This is a genomic window from Candidatus Planktophila lacus (assembly GCF_002288385.1).
In the GTDB taxonomy this organism is placed as follows: Bacteria; Actinomycetota; Actinomycetes; order Nanopelagicales; family Nanopelagicaceae; genus Planktophila; species Planktophila lacus_D.
This window is the reverse complement of the sequence record NZ_CP016783.1, coordinates 1,257,472-1,272,320: the sequence shown is the minus strand read 5'-3', so window position 1 is coordinate 1,272,320 and position 14,849 is coordinate 1,257,472. Positions and strand designations below refer to the sequence as shown.

Genomic DNA, 14,849 nt, shown 5'->3' with positions numbered 1-14,849 from the left:
GCTAACTTTACTGGCATTAATGATCGTCACGGTCGTCATCATCTTCGTCATCACCTTCGTCCTCATCTTCGTCCTCATCTTCATCATCGTCATCTCCGCCATTCATATTTGGTGGGGTAGCAATGGCCGGAAGAGTGTTTTTGCCAATTGAAGGAGCTTTTATCGACGGTGATTGCACAGAACTAGATAAATTTGGAGATGTTGATTGTGGCGTTACGGCGCTTAGCGCCGGAGTCGCCATTGTGGCTGATTGCGATGCCTGCACCAATTGAGGCTGCTGAGTATCCCCAGTCCCACCTTGATTTGTTTGGGCTACAACAGCGCCACCGAAAGTCAGAACCAATGCAGTCGCAGCAATAAGTACTGGACCGCTCTTCTTTGCCTTAGGTGCTGGTTGATTTAAACCGCCATCGTTTTCGGCGATCTCGATCCAGTCAGGCTTCTTTGGAGGTGTCATTGGTCATATCCCTATCTTTGATAGCAAGTTTTAGCGTCAATACGCACAATAGGCGTCCTTCCTTAGAGGACCATGAGAACGCGGCACATTAATGCTGAGTAATCTTTGCCTGTGTCCACGAATTCACGCTTAAAACCTTCTGTAAAGGTTCGCGGATTTGTAGACCTCATGAAGTTACGCGTAGTCGAGCTTTTATTGGTTTCAACTCTTCCTTCGATGGTCTTAGCAAATGAAGGTCTGCCTTCACTCACCTTAACCATGGCAACTTTAATTGGTGGAACCCTCGCTGCCGGAAGTGCAAATGCATTTAACATGGTGATCGAATCCGAATCAGATAAGTTAATGAAGCGCACGGCAAAGCGGCCACTTGCAACTGGTGTACTTACAAAAGCCGAAGCGCTAATCTTTGCAACTTTAATTGGCTTGATATCACTTCTAATTTTTGCGGTATATACAAACGCGCTAACAACCGCACTAACTGCAACTGCAATTGTTTTCTACGTTTGGGTTTACACAATTTTGCTAAAGAAGCGCACTCCGCAGAATATTGTTTGGGGCGGGGCAGCAGGATGTATGCCAGCGCTAATCGGTTGGGCTGCTGTTACAAATTCGCTCTCGGTTACCGCGTGGTCTTTTTTCCTAGTTATCTTCTTCTGGACACCGCCTCATTTTTGGGCTTTAGCAATTAAATATAAGGATGACTACGCTGCCGCGCATATTCCAATGCTGCCAGTTGTAGCCAGTAAGACACATCTACTTCGTCAGATGTGGATCTATACAATTGCCATGATTGCTTCGTCAGTAGCGCTAATAATTAATGCAGAGCTACAGAACTGGGCGATGGCGGTTACGGTTGCACTGGGATTAGTTTTCGCCGCTCAACTCCGTGGCTTAAATGAAAAATCAGTAAATTATGAGAAAACTGCAGGAAAAATTTTTCAATGGTCTATTACTTACTTGAGCCTGCTATCTGTTTTGCTTGTTGCGGCTCAACTTTTAAAGGCTTGAGTTAAATCCTTTATCAAATCATCTACATGCTCTAGCCCAACTGACAGGCGAAGCACTGAAGGAGTAATACCCATCTCGGCTTGAACATCTGGCGCTAAACGGCGATGAGTTGTAGAAGATGGGTGGGTAATAAGTGATTTGCTATCGCCTAAATTGTTAGAGATATCAATAATTCGCAGAGCATCCATAAAGGCGAAAGCATCTTTTTGGCTGCCAGCAAATTCGATCCCGATTGTGCTTCCGCCGCCAGTCATTTGCTTCTGAACAGTTACATAATCTGGATGCGACTTTAGCCCAGGGTATTTAACAGATTTAATCTCTTTGCGAGTCTCTAGAAATTCAGCAATCGCATGGGCATTTTCACACATACGTTGAACGCGCATCTCCATAGTTTCTAAAGATTTTAAAAGCACCCAGGCGTTAAAAGGACTTAGTGATGGACCAGTGTGGCGATTAAATGGAATTAAATGTTCGTGAATATAGGAGAAGGAACCAAGAACTGCTCCAGCAAGTACGCGCCCTTGACCGTCAATATGTTTTGTTGCGGAGTACATAACTACATCTGCACCGAGTTCAAGGGGTTTCTGCAAAACCGGAGAAGCCATAACGTTATCAACGATCACAGTGGCGCCAACTTTATGAGCCAGATCGCTAACCATACGGATATCAACTATTTCCATTAAAGGATTACTTGGAGATTCGATAAAGACGACTTTTGTCGGTTTGCTTAACGCTGCAGCCCAAACTGTTGAGTCATTTCCTTTTACAAGCTCTACGGTAACGCCCCACTTGGGCAATATCTCAGTTAACACAACGTGGCAAGAACTAAACATCGCGGCTGATGCGACTACGTGATCTCCAGCTTTAACAAGACAGGCGACAGATGCGAACATGGCGGACATTCCAGAACCTGTTGCAACGCAATATTCTGCGCCTTCAATTGCTGCTAAACGCTTTTCAAACATCTGCACTGTCGGATTATGGAAACGGCTATATAAGTAATGATCTGTCTCATCAGCGAATGCATCAAATGCTTCTTGCGCGGAGGAATATGTAAAGCCACTATTTAAATAAAGGGCCTCAGATGTTTCGCCAAAACCAGAACGAGCAAGACCGGCACGCACTGCTGCAGTTTGAGGGTTGATTTCCCAATCTGGTGCAGGCCGTTGATTGGTTGGTTGATAACCCCAGATCTCATTACTCACACCGAGAATTCTAAGGTGCAATTGCTATATTGAGTACATGCCTCAATTAGCGATATCCGTTAGCGATTTAAGTAAGAAATATGACTCTGGCTTTGCCGTTTCACATACCAATTTTGAGGTGCCAGCCGGAACGATCTGCGGATTTGTTGGCCCAAATGGCGCTGGTAAGACAACGACGATCCGCATGTTGCTCGGACTTATCTCACCTAGCGGTGGCACGGGGCGCATCTTGGGTGAGCCGATTACATCTCCAGAGAAATATCTCTCTCAAGTAGGGGCGATGATCGAAGGCCCTGCTTTCTATCCAGCTCTATCTGGCGCTGAGAATCTAAAAGTTCTAGCAACCCTTGGAGGCTTTCCCCTTGAACGTGTAGATCAATTACTCGCACAAGTTGGGCTCGCTGATCGCGGAAAATCAAAGTACAAAACTTACTCACTTGGTATGAAACAGCGCTTGGGTATCGCAGCTGCACTTCTGCCAAATCCAAAGCTTTTGATTTTAGATGAACCAACTAATGGATTAGATCCTGAAGGAATTCAAGAGATTCGCCAACTTCTTCGTTCGCTGGCAGATGGCGGTACAACAGTATTTGTTTCATCACATTTACTTTCAGAGTTAGAAATCATTAGCGAGTATTTGGTTATGTTGCGAAAGGGAGAAGTAGTTTTTGCAGGCGCAATGCAAGACCTTTTCGATGCGCAGCAACCATTTATGCTGGTTAAGACTGAAAAGTTAAGCGATTTAGAAAAAATTATTTCTCTTGCCGAAGGCGCTGGGCATAAAGCACATATTCGCGATGGAGTTGCACATATTGAAGGACCTGCAGAATGGGCGGGAGTTCTAAATAAGTTGGCGTTTGAGGCCGGAATATTACTTACCCAGCTTTCACCGCAACTACCTAACCTCGAAGAAACTTTCTTTGAAATGACAGGAGATCAGAAATGATCGGCAGCCTAACTAGAATCTTCTTTGCTGAATGGCGCAAATTACGACGTCCTACCTTGCTACTGGGCACTATGGGAGCAGTTGCATTCTTTAGCGTCTTGGTTTCTTCACTACTTTTCTTACTTATCGATTCACCACAAGGCAATGGCGACCGTGGGGTAAGAATTACCCGCGAAATGCTCGCGCTGCCAAGTGGTTCTACACAAGCATTTACGAGTATCGGAAACCTACTCGGAATCATCGCTCTGTGTGTATTTGCGGCTCAAACCGCTCAGGAATACTCACTCGGAACGCTGCGCAATCTTTTGGTACGTCAACCTGGCCGTATCCGCTTATTAATCGGCAAATTGGCATCGATGAAAGCCTTCGCAGTCATTATGACTTTGGTCGGAGCCGTAATTTCAATCGGTGTTTCTTACATACTGGCCGGAAGTAAAGATGTCAGCACCACGCTTTGGTTCAATAGCGATGGACGTATTGAAATAGCGAAAACTCTGCTCAATGTTTTCATCTCGATCTTAGGCTTTGGAATCATCGGCATGGTTCTGGGAATTCTCTTCCGCTCACCAATTAGCTCAATTTCACTTGGCGTATTGTGGCTATTGATTGTAGAAAACATTGTGGGCGCAGTTAAATCCAGCACTTTGGAATGGTTGCCCGGAAGTCAGTTGGCAACAGTTGCTGCTGGTGGAACCGAAACAATTAGTTATACCCATGCCCTTTCGCTTTCTGGGATTTACGTGGGAATCGCTTTGGTTATCGCAACCGTTCTATTCACAAAACGAGATGTAGCCAACTAGCGACACTCACCACCTTTTAACGGAGTTCCACAGGTTGCTCACTTATTCTGGGGGCTTAACACTTGGGGGTTTTGTGTTGCATCGCAGAAAAGCGCTAGCGCTAGCCTTGATTTTTGGGCTCGCGCTACCGATTACTCCTGCCGTCGCAGCAACTCCAAAACCAACTCTGGCGCAGATTGAGGCGGCGAAGAAAGCTGAAGCCGCGAAGAAAAAAGCCGCCGATGTAGCCGCGAAGAAATTAGCGGCAGCCAATCAAACTCTTCGAACTTTGACCGCCAAAGCAAATGCAGCGCAGGCGTTATATGTAAAGGCAAAGCGTGAACTCGCTGTAGCAACTGCTGCTGCGGTAGCCGCCGCAGAGTATGCCCGCGAGACGCAAGAAGCTGTTGCACAAGCGCACCGAGTAATTGGCAAGCTGGCAGCGAATGCTTACATAATGGGTGGATCGATGACAGATATCGAACCACTGCTTAGCGCTAATGGCCCACAAGATTTAATTGATCAGATTTCAACCTTGGATAAGTTGGGTGTGCAGAACACAATGGCGCTTGATCGCTACAAAGCTGCAGAAATTGTTGCGCGCGATGCAAAGGTAAAGGCCGATGCGGCAAAGGTTGTGCAAGAAACTGCAACTGCAAAAGTTGCGGGGGCTAAAAAAGTTGCAGATGATGCAAAAGCCCTGCAACAAAAAGAAGTAGATAAGTTGCAAGCGATTCAAGATAAGTTAGCGCGCGAACTTGCCAGCGCAAAAAAAGTGCGAATTACGCTTGAACAGCAACGTGCACTTGCACTCCTTGAAGAAAGTCTTGCTAATACAGCGGCTAATACTTCTGGCCAGAAAAAGGTTTGGGCAGATACCGGATTTAAGGGACGTTCTACAATCCGCACAACTGAAGAACAACGTGCAGTTGCGGTCGCTTTCGCAAAGAAGCAGGTTTTAGCGCGCAAGCCATATATCTGGGGTTCGGAAGGGCCAAACTCATTTGATTGTTCTGGCTTGGTTTACGCCGCTTACAAAGCGGCAGGACTCGGTTGGCCAAATTGGGATCGCTTAAACTCATCACTTTATGCGGGATATACCAAACATGTATCTTTAAATGAACTTGTTCCAGGTGATCTCTTGTTCTATTCATATAAAGGAACAATTTCATCGATCCACCACATCACTATTTATGCTGGTAACGGAATGATGTGGGAGGCCAATTCAAAGGGGAAAGGCCTGCTCTACTCGAATATCTACAGCGTAAAAGGACTTATGCCATTTGGTGGTCGGGTCTAGAGTTAGCGCATGACCAGTGCGCTCGTTGACCTACGAAACGCTGTCCGACCATTCTTAGAAAACTTAACCGCTGGTGATTGTGCGCTAGTTGCGGTATCCGGTGGTGCAGATTCACTTGCGCTTGCTTATGCCCTTATTAAAGAAGCGCCGGCTTTAGCGATTACCTTAATTGGCGTAACCGTTGACCATCAATTACAAAGCAGTTCGGCAGATCAAGCTAAGAAAGTACAAAGCGCTTTAAAAGTTATGGGCTATCAAGAAGTTTTAATTGAAAAAGTAGATGTCGTCGAAAAATCCGGATTAGAAGCCGATGCGCGCGCTGCACGATATGCCGCTCTTGATTCTGCTGCCCATGCATACGGTGCTTCACAAATTTTCTTGGGGCATACTCGTGATGATCAAGCCGAAACAGTTTTACTCGGGTTAGCCCGCGGTTCTGGCACACGTTCACTTTCCGGAATGGCAGTTGTTCATGGAAAGTACGCGCGACCGCTTTTAAGCCTTACTCGTGAGCAAACAGTTGCTGCATGCACCGAAGCAGATCTGACACCCTGGAACGATCCACATAACGAAAATGAAAAGTTCACGCGCGTTAAAGTGCGCAATAAAGTTTTGCCAATTATGGAATCAGAGATCGGTCCGGGCATCGCAGCAGCGCTTTCCCGCAGTGCAGCGATCTTGCGCGATGATGCTGATGCTTTAGATGAGATGGCGCAGGCAGTTATCTCTAGAGTTGACCTCAAAGATCTAGATTGCGCAGCACTTGCCGAACTTCCCAGAGCGATCCGTTCTCGGATTTTGAGGGCTGCGATCTATGCAGCAGGGGCTCCCAGCGGCTCAATAAGCGCAGATCACCTCGCTGCCGTTGAGGCGCTGGTCACTTCTTGGCGCGGACAAGGGGAGGCGAGCCTGCCGGGTGGTGTGAAGGTTGCCCGGATTTCGGGCAGACTTTCGCTCTTGGCCCGTCCAAATTGATCACCTCATAACCACATGAAGGAGTCCTTAAGTGGATCTAGCTGCAGTCGGCACAGATGTAGAACGCGTAATCGTTACTGAAGATCAACTTCGTGAAAAAGTTGCAGAACTTGCAGCGCGCGTTGATGCAGATTACAAGGACCGCGACTTACTTCTTGTAGGTGTTCTTAAAGGTGCGATCATGGCGATGGCAGATCTGACTCGCGCGATGCAACGCCATATTGAAATGGATTGGATGGCGGTTTCTTCCTATGGATCTGGCACAAAGTCCAGCGGCGTTGTTCGTATCTTGAAAGATCTAGATCGCGATATCACTGGCCGCAATATCTTGATCGTTGAAGACATTGTTGATTCTGGTCTCACGCTTTCTTGGTTACGCGCAAATCTAATGTCACGTGGCGCAGCCAGTGTTGAAATTCTCGCGATTCTGCGTAAACCAGAAGCTGCAAAAGTAGAAGTTGATTGCAAATACGTTGGCTTTGATATTCCTAAAGATTTCGTAGTTGGCTACGGACTTGATTTTGACGAGAAGTATCGCAACCTCTCCTTTATCGGTGTGCTCGCAAAGCACATGTACTCGTAAGGACGGCGCTCTCGCTAATGGAAAAAAAGAAAATTGATGGCAAGAATTTGTTGAAGAAGAAAAGTTCAACAAATTCGAAGAGCGTTAAGAAGACCCCCAAGAAGGCGCCGACTTCCCGCGCTGGAAAGATTTTTCGCGGTCCACTCTTCTGGATAGTTGCAGCAATCTTGGCGGTAACTATCTTCGGACAAATAACTGGAGCCGGTAACCGTTATACCCAAATCGATACCTCACGCGCACTCGCTGCAATTTCACAATCCGAAGTTGAATCTGCGGTCTTGGTTGATCGATCACAAAAGATTCGTTTGATCCTAAAGCCAGGCGTATTAATCAAAGGCGATAGCAAAGTCGAAGCTTCATATATTGCCCGCCAAGAGCCAACGCTTATCGATGCTTTAAGCGCGAACTCTCCTGTAAAAGGCTGGACCGTTGAAGTTCCATCACAATCGCTATTTCTTTCTTTTCTCTTCTCAATATTCCCAATTCTCTTAATTGGCTTCCTGTTCTTCTTCTTGATGAGCCGCGCGCAAGGTGGAAATCGCGTCTTCTCATTTGGAAAATCTCGCGCCAAATTACAAGATAACGATGTTCCACAAAATACCTTTGCCGATGTAGCTGGCGCTGATGAAGCGATCGCCGAGCTAGAGGAGATAAAAGACTTTCTCGCTAACCCACCTAAGTACGCACTCCTTGGCGCGAAGATTCCTAAAGGCGTCCTTCTCTACGGCCCTCCCGGAACCGGTAAGACACTTCTTGCTCGTGCAGTAGCAGGAGAAGCGCAAGTTCCTTTCTATTCAATCTCTGGTTCAGATTTCGTTGAAATGTTCGTTGGTGTTGGTGCAGCGCGAGTTCGCGATTTATTTGCGCAGGCAAAGACCAATGCACCCGCAATTGTCTTCGTAGATGAAATTGATGCAGTTGGTCGCCAGCGCGGCGCCGGTATGGGTGGCGGTCACGACGAACGCGAACAAACTCTTAACCAACTTCTTGTCGAGATGGATGGATTTGAAACTGGCGGTCAAGTTATCTTGATCGCAGCAACTAACCGCCCAGATGTACTTGATCCTGCGCTATTGCGTCCAGGTCGTTTCGATCGCCAGATCGCAGTTGATCGCCCAGATCTAAAGGGTCGCGAAGAAATTCTCAAAGTGCATGCCAAGACCAAACCACTTTCAGATGAAGTAGATCTAATTACTTATGCACGTCGTACTCCAGGATTTACTGGTGCAGATCTAGCAAACGTTCTTAACGAAGCTGCGCTTCTTGCCGCACGCGAGGAGAAGAAGGTAATTTCAAATAGCCAGATCGATGAAGCAATTGATCGCGTAATGGCTGGTCCGCAGCGTAAATCAAGGATTATGTCTGATGATGAACGTCGCGTTACCGCTTATCACGAAGCTGGCCACGCACTTGTTGCGCATGCACTTCCACATACTGATCCAGTTCACAAGATTACGATCATGCCGCGCGGTCGCGCACTTGGTTACACAATGGTTCTGCCAGATGATGACAAGTACTCAACAACTCGTAATCAGTTGTTAGATCAACTTGCTTACTCACTCGGAGGACGTGCTGCTGAAGAGTTAATCTTCCATGACCCATCAACTGGCGCATCAAATGATATTGAAAAGGCAACCGCACTAGCCCGCGCCATGGTTACGCAATACGGAATGACCGAAACTATCGGTGCCATCAAGCTCGGCGCAGATGCATCAGAACCATTTATGGGTCGCGATTATGGTCACCAACGTGATTACTCTGAAAACGTTGCGGCAACCGTTGATGCTGAGATCCGTAAATTTATTGAAAATGCGCACCAAGAAGCCTTTGATATCTTGGTTGAAAACCGCGTGACTTTAGATGCGATGGTGCTGCAGCTTCTTGAGAAAGAGACTCTCAATAAAGAAGAGATAGCAAAGATCTTTAAGAAAGTTAACTCTTGGCCACGCCGTCCGGCCTGGACAGGTTCAGCAACGCGTATTCCTTCACAGCAACCACCGGTTGATGTTCCAGAACGTATTGTCATCGAACCAGATGTGGAAAAGAAACCTTCACGAGTTCGCAAGAGCGCAAAGAAAGATTCCGATCAAGAGTGAACGATGTAACTCCGGTTTCAATGGGACCTGAAGATGGGCGCGCTCTGCACCCATACGATGAAGCGCGCGCAACTGCTGCAGTTCGCGAACTTCTTCTTGCACTCGGTGAAGATCCAGATCGCGAAGGTTTAAAAGAGACTCCAGCGCGCGTTGCCCGCGCCTTTAAAGAGAACTTTGAAGGACTCTGGAAGTCGCCAGAAGAGGTGTTAACAACCACCTTTGATATCGGCCATGAAGAGTTGGTAATCATCCGCGATATCGAAGTATTTTCACATTGCGAACACCACTTAACTCCATTCCACGGAGTCGCACATGTTGGATATATCCCGCGCGGCAAAATTACGGGACTTTCCAAAGTTGCACGTTTAGTTGATTTATTTGCCCGTCGCCCACAGGTGCAAGAGCGCTTAACAACTCAAATTGCCGATGCGATGGTGAAGATTCTCGATCCGATGGGCGTTATCGTAATTATCGATTGCGAACATTTATGTATGTCGATGCGCGGAGTTCGTAAATCACAAGCTCGCACAACCACAAGCGCGGTACGTGGTGTTCTGCGCGATCCAGCAACACGAGCTGAAGCGATCAGCCTGATCACCAACCGCTAAGCCAATCGCTAAAGCAATCGATAAATCATGAAGATCATGGGCATTTTAAATGTCACACCTGATTCATTTGCAGATGGTGGCAAGCATGACACTTACGAAAAGGCGGTTGCTCGCGGTTTAGAGATGATCGCCGAAGGCGTAGACATAATCGATATTGGCGGCGAATCAACTCGGCCGGGTGCGGATCGGGTATCCGCCGCAGAAGAACAATCTCGAGTCTTGCCAGTTATAAAAAAACTTTCGCAAACCGGAGTTCCCATAAGTATCGACACAATGCGCGCCGAAACAGCAGCGCTAGCAATTGAAGCTGGCGCAAGTATCGTCAACGATGTAAGTGGCGGGCTAGCTGATGACTTGATGCATGAAAGCGTTGCCGAAATGGGTTGCCCATATATTTTGATGCATTGGCGCAGTCATTCCAAAGATATGAATTCGCTTGCGACATACGGCGATGTGGTCAAAGAAGTAATTGCAGAAATGCAGTTGCAGATCGATCTAGCGTTAAAGGCTGGAATTGCCCGCAATAACTTGATAATTGATCCAGGCTTAGGTTTTTCTAAAGAGGCCGAACATAACTGGGAGATCTTAAATCGCATAGGTGAATTCACTGAACTTGGATATCCAGTGCTAATTGGAGGATCGCGCAAACGTTTCCTTGGGGGCAGCACTCCTGATGAGCGTGAAGAAGCGACGATAGCGCTCACCAAATCTTTACTTGATAAAAGTATTTGGGCAGTTAGAGTTCATAGCGTGAAACCTCATAAAGATTTAGTTGTAAACCATGGCTGATCTAATTCGCATCACTGGAATTAAAGGCTTTGGTTATCACGGAGTCTTTGAGGCAGAACGCGCCAACGGCCAAGATTTCTATGTCGATGTAGAACTTGAAGTCGACCTAACTCGGGCAAGTATCAGCGATGATGTGAAAGACACAATTAACTACGCCGAAGTTACCGACTTGGTAATCGAAGAGATCACCACAAATCCAGTTTCACTAATTGAAAAACTGGCCGGTCGTATTGCAGAACGAATCAAGATTACATTTGCTCAAGCAGCACGAGTAACTGTCACTGTTCATAAACCACAAGCGCCAGTTGCGGCTGAAGTAAAAGACATCTCGGTCACCATCTCACGATGAAAGCGGTAATCGCGCTAGGTGCAAATATTGGAGATCCCAAAGCACAGATGGATTTAGCGGTAGCGATGTTGCGCGAGGCCACGGATGTAATCTCTGTTTCTGAGTATTTCTCCACAAAACCCGTCAGCGATATCGAGCAACCTGATTATCTAAATGCAGTCTGTATCGTTGAAAGCGAACTGCCTGCCATGGATTTACTTTCATTACTCCACGGTATCGAAAAAGCACTTGGCAGGCAGCGCCTTGAAATATGGGGACCGCGCACTATTGATTTAGATTTGATTCAATATGGATCGCTCTTGAGTTCTGCCGATGAGTTAAAACTGCCGCACCCGCGCGCACATGAAAGACGCTTCGTTCTAGAACCTTGGATCTCCATCGATCCTGAGGCGATTCTTCTTACCCATGGCAAGATTTCTGAGCTTTTGGTGCAATTGCCGTAAAGCCTTAAACTTGTCTTCATCACCGCCCGGTACCTGAAAGGACTGGAGCCAAGATCATGAAGATAGTCACTAGTTCAACCGAACTCGCTGACGGCTGCGCATTTGTTCCGACGATGGGCGCACTTCATCAAGGCCATGCTTCACTCTTTAAATTAGCGCGTGAAAAATCAGATTATGTTGTCACAAGTATCTTTGTTAATCCGCTGCAATTTGAAGATCAAGAAGAGTTAACGAAATATCCTAAAACGCCAGATCGGGATATTGATTTAGCTAAAGAATCTGGCGTTACTCATCTCTGGTTACCTACCTACGAAGAGATTTATCCAGCAGGCTTTGCAAAGCGTTCTGCTGGCGCTTTAGGAGATCTCTATGAGGGCGCTTCTCGTTCTGGACACTTTGATGGCGTTGTGACGGTTGTTGCTAGGTTATTTCAATTGGTTAGACCAAAAACTGCGATTTTTGGTGAGAAAGATTTTCAGCAGTTAACACTTATTCGAAAGCTCATCACAGAGCTTAAATCAGATATTGAAATTGTTGCCGCACCAACAATCCGTGAAGCTGATGGACTTGCGATGTCATCTCGCAATGTGCGATTGGATGAAAAAGCGCGCGAGCAAGCACAAGTTCTCTACAGTGCACTAAATGCTGCAGCGGATTCTCCTGATTTATCAGCAGCGCAGGCAGCGTTAACCACTGTGGCAAAATCGGCAGCAGGTTTTACTCTGGATTACGCCGAGATCATCGATGAGAAAGATTTTTCAAAGGCGATAGATGCGACGGCAAATAAGCGTGCGATTATCGCCGGTTGGCTAAATGGGGTGCGTTTGATCGACAATATGGAGATGAAGTTAGGAGCTGTGCGATGAAGTTGTTAGCGCCCGCTCCTGGCTGGACGGCCCAAGCAGATGTAATTGTTGTTGGTTCTGGAATCGCTGGGTTAACTACCGCTCTACAGGCGCGCACTTATGGACTTTCGGTTTTGATTGTTACTAAATCAAAGGTCGATGAAGGCTCTACCAAATGGGCGCAAGGCGGTATCGCTGCAGCACTTGGCCCAGGAGATACACCTGATCAACATCTAAAAGATACCTTGGTTGCGGGCGCTGATTTATGCGACGAAGAAGCGGTACGCGTACTTGTTACCGAAGGACCAGAAGCCGTTCGCAAGTTAATCGAACGCGGTGCAATTTTTGATACTGAAGCAAGCGGTGAAATCTCGTTAACTCGCGAAGGTGGTCATCTACGTAATCGCATCTTGCACGCGGGTGGCGATGCAACAGGTGCTGAAGTATCACGCGCACTTCTTGCCGCGGTTCATGATGACCCAGAGATTGAAGTTGTTGAACATGCACTCGTCTTAGATGCAATTAAAGATGCCAGTGGTTCTGTTTGTGGTGTTACCTTGCACGTAATCGGTGCAGGTAGTCGCGATGGCGTTGGACGCGCACTTGGTAAAGCAGTTGTACTTGCCACTGGTGGCCTCGGACAAGTTTTCGCACAAACCACAAACCCATCAGTCTCAACTGGCGATGGAGTCGCGCTGGCACTTCGAGCCGGTGCAAAAGTTGCCGACGTTGAATTTATTCAATTCCACCCCACAGTTTTATGGCTCGGCGATAATACCCAAGGTCAGCAACCGCTAATTAGCGAAGCGGTTCGAGGTGAAGGCGCTTATTTGCTTAACGACGCTGGCGAACGATTTATGGTTGCCGAACATGCGTTAGCCGAACTTGCACCACGAGATGTCGTTGCAATCGCCTCAATGCGCACTATGAATAAAACTGGCGCACATCATGTTTGGTTAGATGTTCGACACTTAACTGGTTTTGAAGCGCGCTTCCCAACTATTTACGCATCTTGCATCGCAAATGGAATTGATCCTGCAAAAGATTTGATCCCAGTTGCTCCGGCTTCACATTACGCATCAGGCGGAGTTCGCGTTGATTTAAATGGCCGCACCAGCGTCAATGGCCTCTATGCCTGCGGTGAAACTGCTTGTTCTGGAGTTCACGGAGCCAACCGTTTGGCTTCAAATTCACTGCTCGAAGGTTTGGTTTTCAGTGCGCGAATTGCTGCCGATATCGCCGGTAATTTGACTGAACATAGCGAACCCATTGAAAACAATTCCGAAAGCGTTTTACTAGACCCAGCAACTCGTCGTGAGTTGCAGTTAAGTATGAGTCGTGGAGCCGGTGTTCTGCGTTCTTCCGATTCGCTATTGCAAACCAGCGCTGATCTAACTCGTATTCAAGATCGCACTAGCGATAAACCATGTGTTGAAGCTTGGGAGACCACCAATCTCTTTCAACTTGCGCAAGCGATTCTTAAAGCAGCGTTGATTCGCCAAGAAACCCGCGGTTCGCATTGGCGAGAAGATTTTCCAAACACTGAAAGTAATTGGCGAAAGCGCATTGTCCAGCAACTAGATAAACGCGGCGATTGGACCACTAGCTATCAGGAGGTAGGAAAGAAATGACACTTTCTAAATCTGATTTTGATTTGATTAAATCAGCCCTGGCTGAAGATCTTGCCGGTGGCGAAGATATAACTTCCGTTGCCACCATTGACGCAAAGGCAACCGCCAAGGCTGATTTCACTGCGCGCAAGAGCGGAGTAATCGCTGGAATAGAAGTTGCCGAAGCGGTATTACGTGAGGTCGGCATAACTGAAATTAAGCGAGTAAAGAACGATGGTGATCAGGTAAGCGCTGGAGATATTTTGCTCAGCGTTTCTGGAAATACTCGGGCAATTTTATTGGCCGAGCGCACCGCGCTTAACTTCTTTAGCCAGTTAAGCGGAGTAGCAACTTTAACAAGCGCTTGGACTAAAGAAGTTGCTGGTACCAAATGCCAGGTTCGCGATACTCGCAAAACAACTCCGGGTATGCGGGTGCTTGAGAAATATGCCGTGCGCATGGGTGGCGGTACAAACCATCGCATGAACTTAAGCGATGCAGCGCTGATTAAAGATAATCACATTGCCGCAGCTGGTGGCGTAGTAGAAGCCTTTGCCAAAGTGCGCGCTTTATACCCAGATTCAGAGATTGAAATCGAAGTAGATACGCTCGATCAATTGCGTGAAGTTTTATCGCAGAAGCCCGACCTAGTTCTGCTCGACAATATGAGCCCCGCACAATGCGCTGAAGCAGTTGCAATTGTTAACGGTGCTTGCAAACTCGAAGCATCAGGTGGAATTTCTCTAGAGAACACGCGTGCCTATGCCGAAAGCGGCGTTGATTACATCGCTATCGGTGCCCTTACACATTCAGCGCCAGTATTTGATATCGGTCTAGATCTGAGAGCGGAGTAGTT

General features: G+C 47.1%; 16 protein-coding genes. 14 read left to right on the top strand and 2 right to left on the bottom strand.

Features of this window, described 5'->3' with window-relative positions; translation table 11 throughout:
• Positions 1–16 precede the first annotated feature (16 nt).
• Positions 17–457, bottom strand: a complete 441-nt coding sequence (locus A1sIIB60_RS06440) for a hypothetical protein (protein WP_095677719.1) — start codon at positions 455–457, stop codon at positions 17–19.
• Positions 458–568: 111 nt separating this feature from the next.
• Between A1sIIB60_RS06440 and A1sIIB60_RS06435 the strand changes: the two genes are divergently transcribed.
• Positions 569–1,465 (top strand): heme o synthase, encoded by an 897-nt coding sequence (locus A1sIIB60_RS06435; protein WP_223298678.1) that lies wholly within the window; start codon positions 569–571, stop codon positions 1,463–1,465.
• Here the strand turns inward: A1sIIB60_RS06435 and metZ are convergent.
• Entirely contained in the window at positions 1,447–2,670 is a 1,224-nt protein-coding gene (gene metZ, locus A1sIIB60_RS06430; protein ID WP_095671636.1) for an O-succinylhomoserine sulfhydrylase, read from the bottom strand. The genes A1sIIB60_RS06435 and metZ overlap by 19 nt on opposite strands.
• Before the next feature lie 37 nt (positions 2,671–2,707).
• Between metZ and A1sIIB60_RS06425 the strand changes: the two genes are divergently transcribed.
• From A1sIIB60_RS06425 to nadC, 13 genes are all read left to right on the top strand, one after another.
• Positions 2,708–3,616: an ABC transporter ATP-binding protein gene (locus A1sIIB60_RS06425; protein WP_095677718.1), complete on the top strand. Its 909-nt coding sequence runs from the start codon at positions 2,708–2,710 to the stop codon at positions 3,614–3,616.
• The gene (locus tag A1sIIB60_RS06420) at positions 3,613–4,416 is read left to right on the top strand and encodes an ABC transporter permease (RefSeq protein ID WP_095677717.1); all 804 of its coding nucleotides are present in this window, start codon (positions 3,613–3,615) and stop codon (positions 4,414–4,416) included. The genes A1sIIB60_RS06425 and A1sIIB60_RS06420 overlap by 4 nt, the downstream gene beginning before the upstream one ends.
• 73 nt (positions 4,417–4,489) lie before the next feature.
• Positions 4,490–5,695: a C40 family peptidase gene (locus tag A1sIIB60_RS06415; protein ID WP_095677716.1), complete on the top strand. Its 1,206-nt coding sequence runs from the start codon at positions 4,490–4,492 to the stop codon at positions 5,693–5,695.
• Between the two features lie 9 nt (positions 5,696–5,704).
• On the top strand, positions 5,705–6,670 hold the full coding sequence (tilS, locus tag A1sIIB60_RS06410; RefSeq protein WP_095689529.1) for a tRNA lysidine(34) synthetase TilS: 966 nt from the start codon (positions 5,705–5,707) through the stop codon (positions 6,668–6,670).
• Positions 6,671–6,701: 31 nt separating this feature from the next.
• On the top strand, positions 6,702–7,253 hold the full coding sequence (gene hpt, locus A1sIIB60_RS06405) for a hypoxanthine phosphoribosyltransferase (RefSeq protein ID WP_095671630.1): 552 nt from the start codon (positions 6,702–6,704) through the stop codon (positions 7,251–7,253).
• 17 nt (positions 7,254–7,270) lie between these two features.
• A complete protein-coding gene (gene ftsH, locus A1sIIB60_RS06400) occupies positions 7,271–9,349 on the top strand; it encodes an ATP-dependent zinc metalloprotease FtsH (protein ID WP_095689528.1) in 2,079 nt (692 codons plus the stop codon).
• Positions 9,350–9,369: 20 nt separating this feature from the next.
• Positions 9,370–9,957 carry a GTP cyclohydrolase I FolE gene (gene folE, locus A1sIIB60_RS06395; RefSeq protein ID WP_095677889.1) on the top strand — a complete coding sequence of 196 codons (588 nt, stop codon included), beginning with the start codon at positions 9,370–9,372 and terminating at the stop codon, positions 9,955–9,957.
• 27 nt (positions 9,958–9,984) lie between these two features.
• Entirely contained in the window at positions 9,985–10,746 is a 762-nt protein-coding gene (folP, locus tag A1sIIB60_RS06390) for a dihydropteroate synthase (protein ID WP_095689527.1), read from the top strand.
• Positions 10,739–11,095: a dihydroneopterin aldolase gene (gene folB, locus A1sIIB60_RS06385; protein ID WP_095689526.1), complete on the top strand. Its 357-nt coding sequence runs from the start codon at positions 10,739–10,741 to the stop codon at positions 11,093–11,095. The genes folP and folB overlap by 8 nt, the downstream gene beginning before the upstream one ends.
• On the top strand, positions 11,092–11,538 hold the full coding sequence (gene folK / locus A1sIIB60_RS06380; RefSeq protein WP_095689525.1) for a 2-amino-4-hydroxy-6-hydroxymethyldihydropteridine diphosphokinase: 447 nt from the start codon (positions 11,092–11,094) through the stop codon (positions 11,536–11,538). Before folB ends, folK begins: the two co-directional genes overlap by 4 nt.
• A gap of 56 nt (positions 11,539–11,594) precedes the next feature.
• Positions 11,595–12,404, top strand: a complete 810-nt coding sequence (gene panC / locus A1sIIB60_RS06375; protein ID WP_095689524.1) for a pantoate--beta-alanine ligase — start codon at positions 11,595–11,597, stop codon at positions 12,402–12,404.
• A complete protein-coding gene (locus A1sIIB60_RS06370; protein WP_095689523.1) occupies positions 12,401–14,014 on the top strand; it encodes an L-aspartate oxidase in 1,614 nt (537 codons plus the stop codon). The genes panC and A1sIIB60_RS06370 overlap by 4 nt, the downstream gene beginning before the upstream one ends.
• Entirely contained in the window at positions 14,011–14,847 is an 837-nt protein-coding gene (gene nadC / locus A1sIIB60_RS06365) for a carboxylating nicotinate-nucleotide diphosphorylase (protein ID WP_095689522.1), read from the top strand. The genes A1sIIB60_RS06370 and nadC overlap by 4 nt, the downstream gene beginning before the upstream one ends.
• Positions 14,848–14,849: the final 2 nt, after the last annotated feature.

Coding starts and splice junctions, on each gene's coding strand:
- folK (WP_095689525.1), top strand. CDS start 11,092: ATGAAAGCGGTAATCGCGCTAGGTGCAAATATTGGAGATCCCAAAGCA.
- tilS (WP_095689529.1), top strand. CDS start 5,705: ATGACCAGTGCGCTCGTTGACCTACGAAACGCTGTCCGACCATTCTTA.
- A1sIIB60_RS06425 (WP_095677718.1), top strand. CDS start 2,708: ATGCCTCAATTAGCGATATCCGTTAGCGATTTAAGTAAGAAATATGAC.
- A1sIIB60_RS06420 (WP_095677717.1), top strand. CDS start 3,613: ATGATCGGCAGCCTAACTAGAATCTTCTTTGCTGAATGGCGCAAATTA.
- folB (WP_095689526.1), top strand. CDS start 10,739: ATGGCTGATCTAATTCGCATCACTGGAATTAAAGGCTTTGGTTATCAC.
- folE (WP_095677889.1), top strand. CDS start 9,370: ATGGGACCTGAAGATGGGCGCGCTCTGCACCCATACGATGAAGCGCGC.
- A1sIIB60_RS06440 (WP_095677719.1), bottom strand. CDS start 457: ATGACACCTCCAAAGAAGCCTGACTGGATCGAGATCGCCGAAAACGAT.
- ftsH (WP_095689528.1), top strand. CDS start 7,271: ATGGAAAAAAAGAAAATTGATGGCAAGAATTTGTTGAAGAAGAAAAGT.
- A1sIIB60_RS06370 (WP_095689523.1), top strand. CDS start 12,401: ATGAAGTTGTTAGCGCCCGCTCCTGGCTGGACGGCCCAAGCAGATGTA.
- nadC (WP_095689522.1), top strand. CDS start 14,011: ATGACACTTTCTAAATCTGATTTTGATTTGATTAAATCAGCCCTGGCT.
- folP (WP_095689527.1), top strand. CDS start 9,985: ATGAAGATCATGGGCATTTTAAATGTCACACCTGATTCATTTGCAGAT.
- panC (WP_095689524.1), top strand. CDS start 11,595: ATGAAGATAGTCACTAGTTCAACCGAACTCGCTGACGGCTGCGCATTT.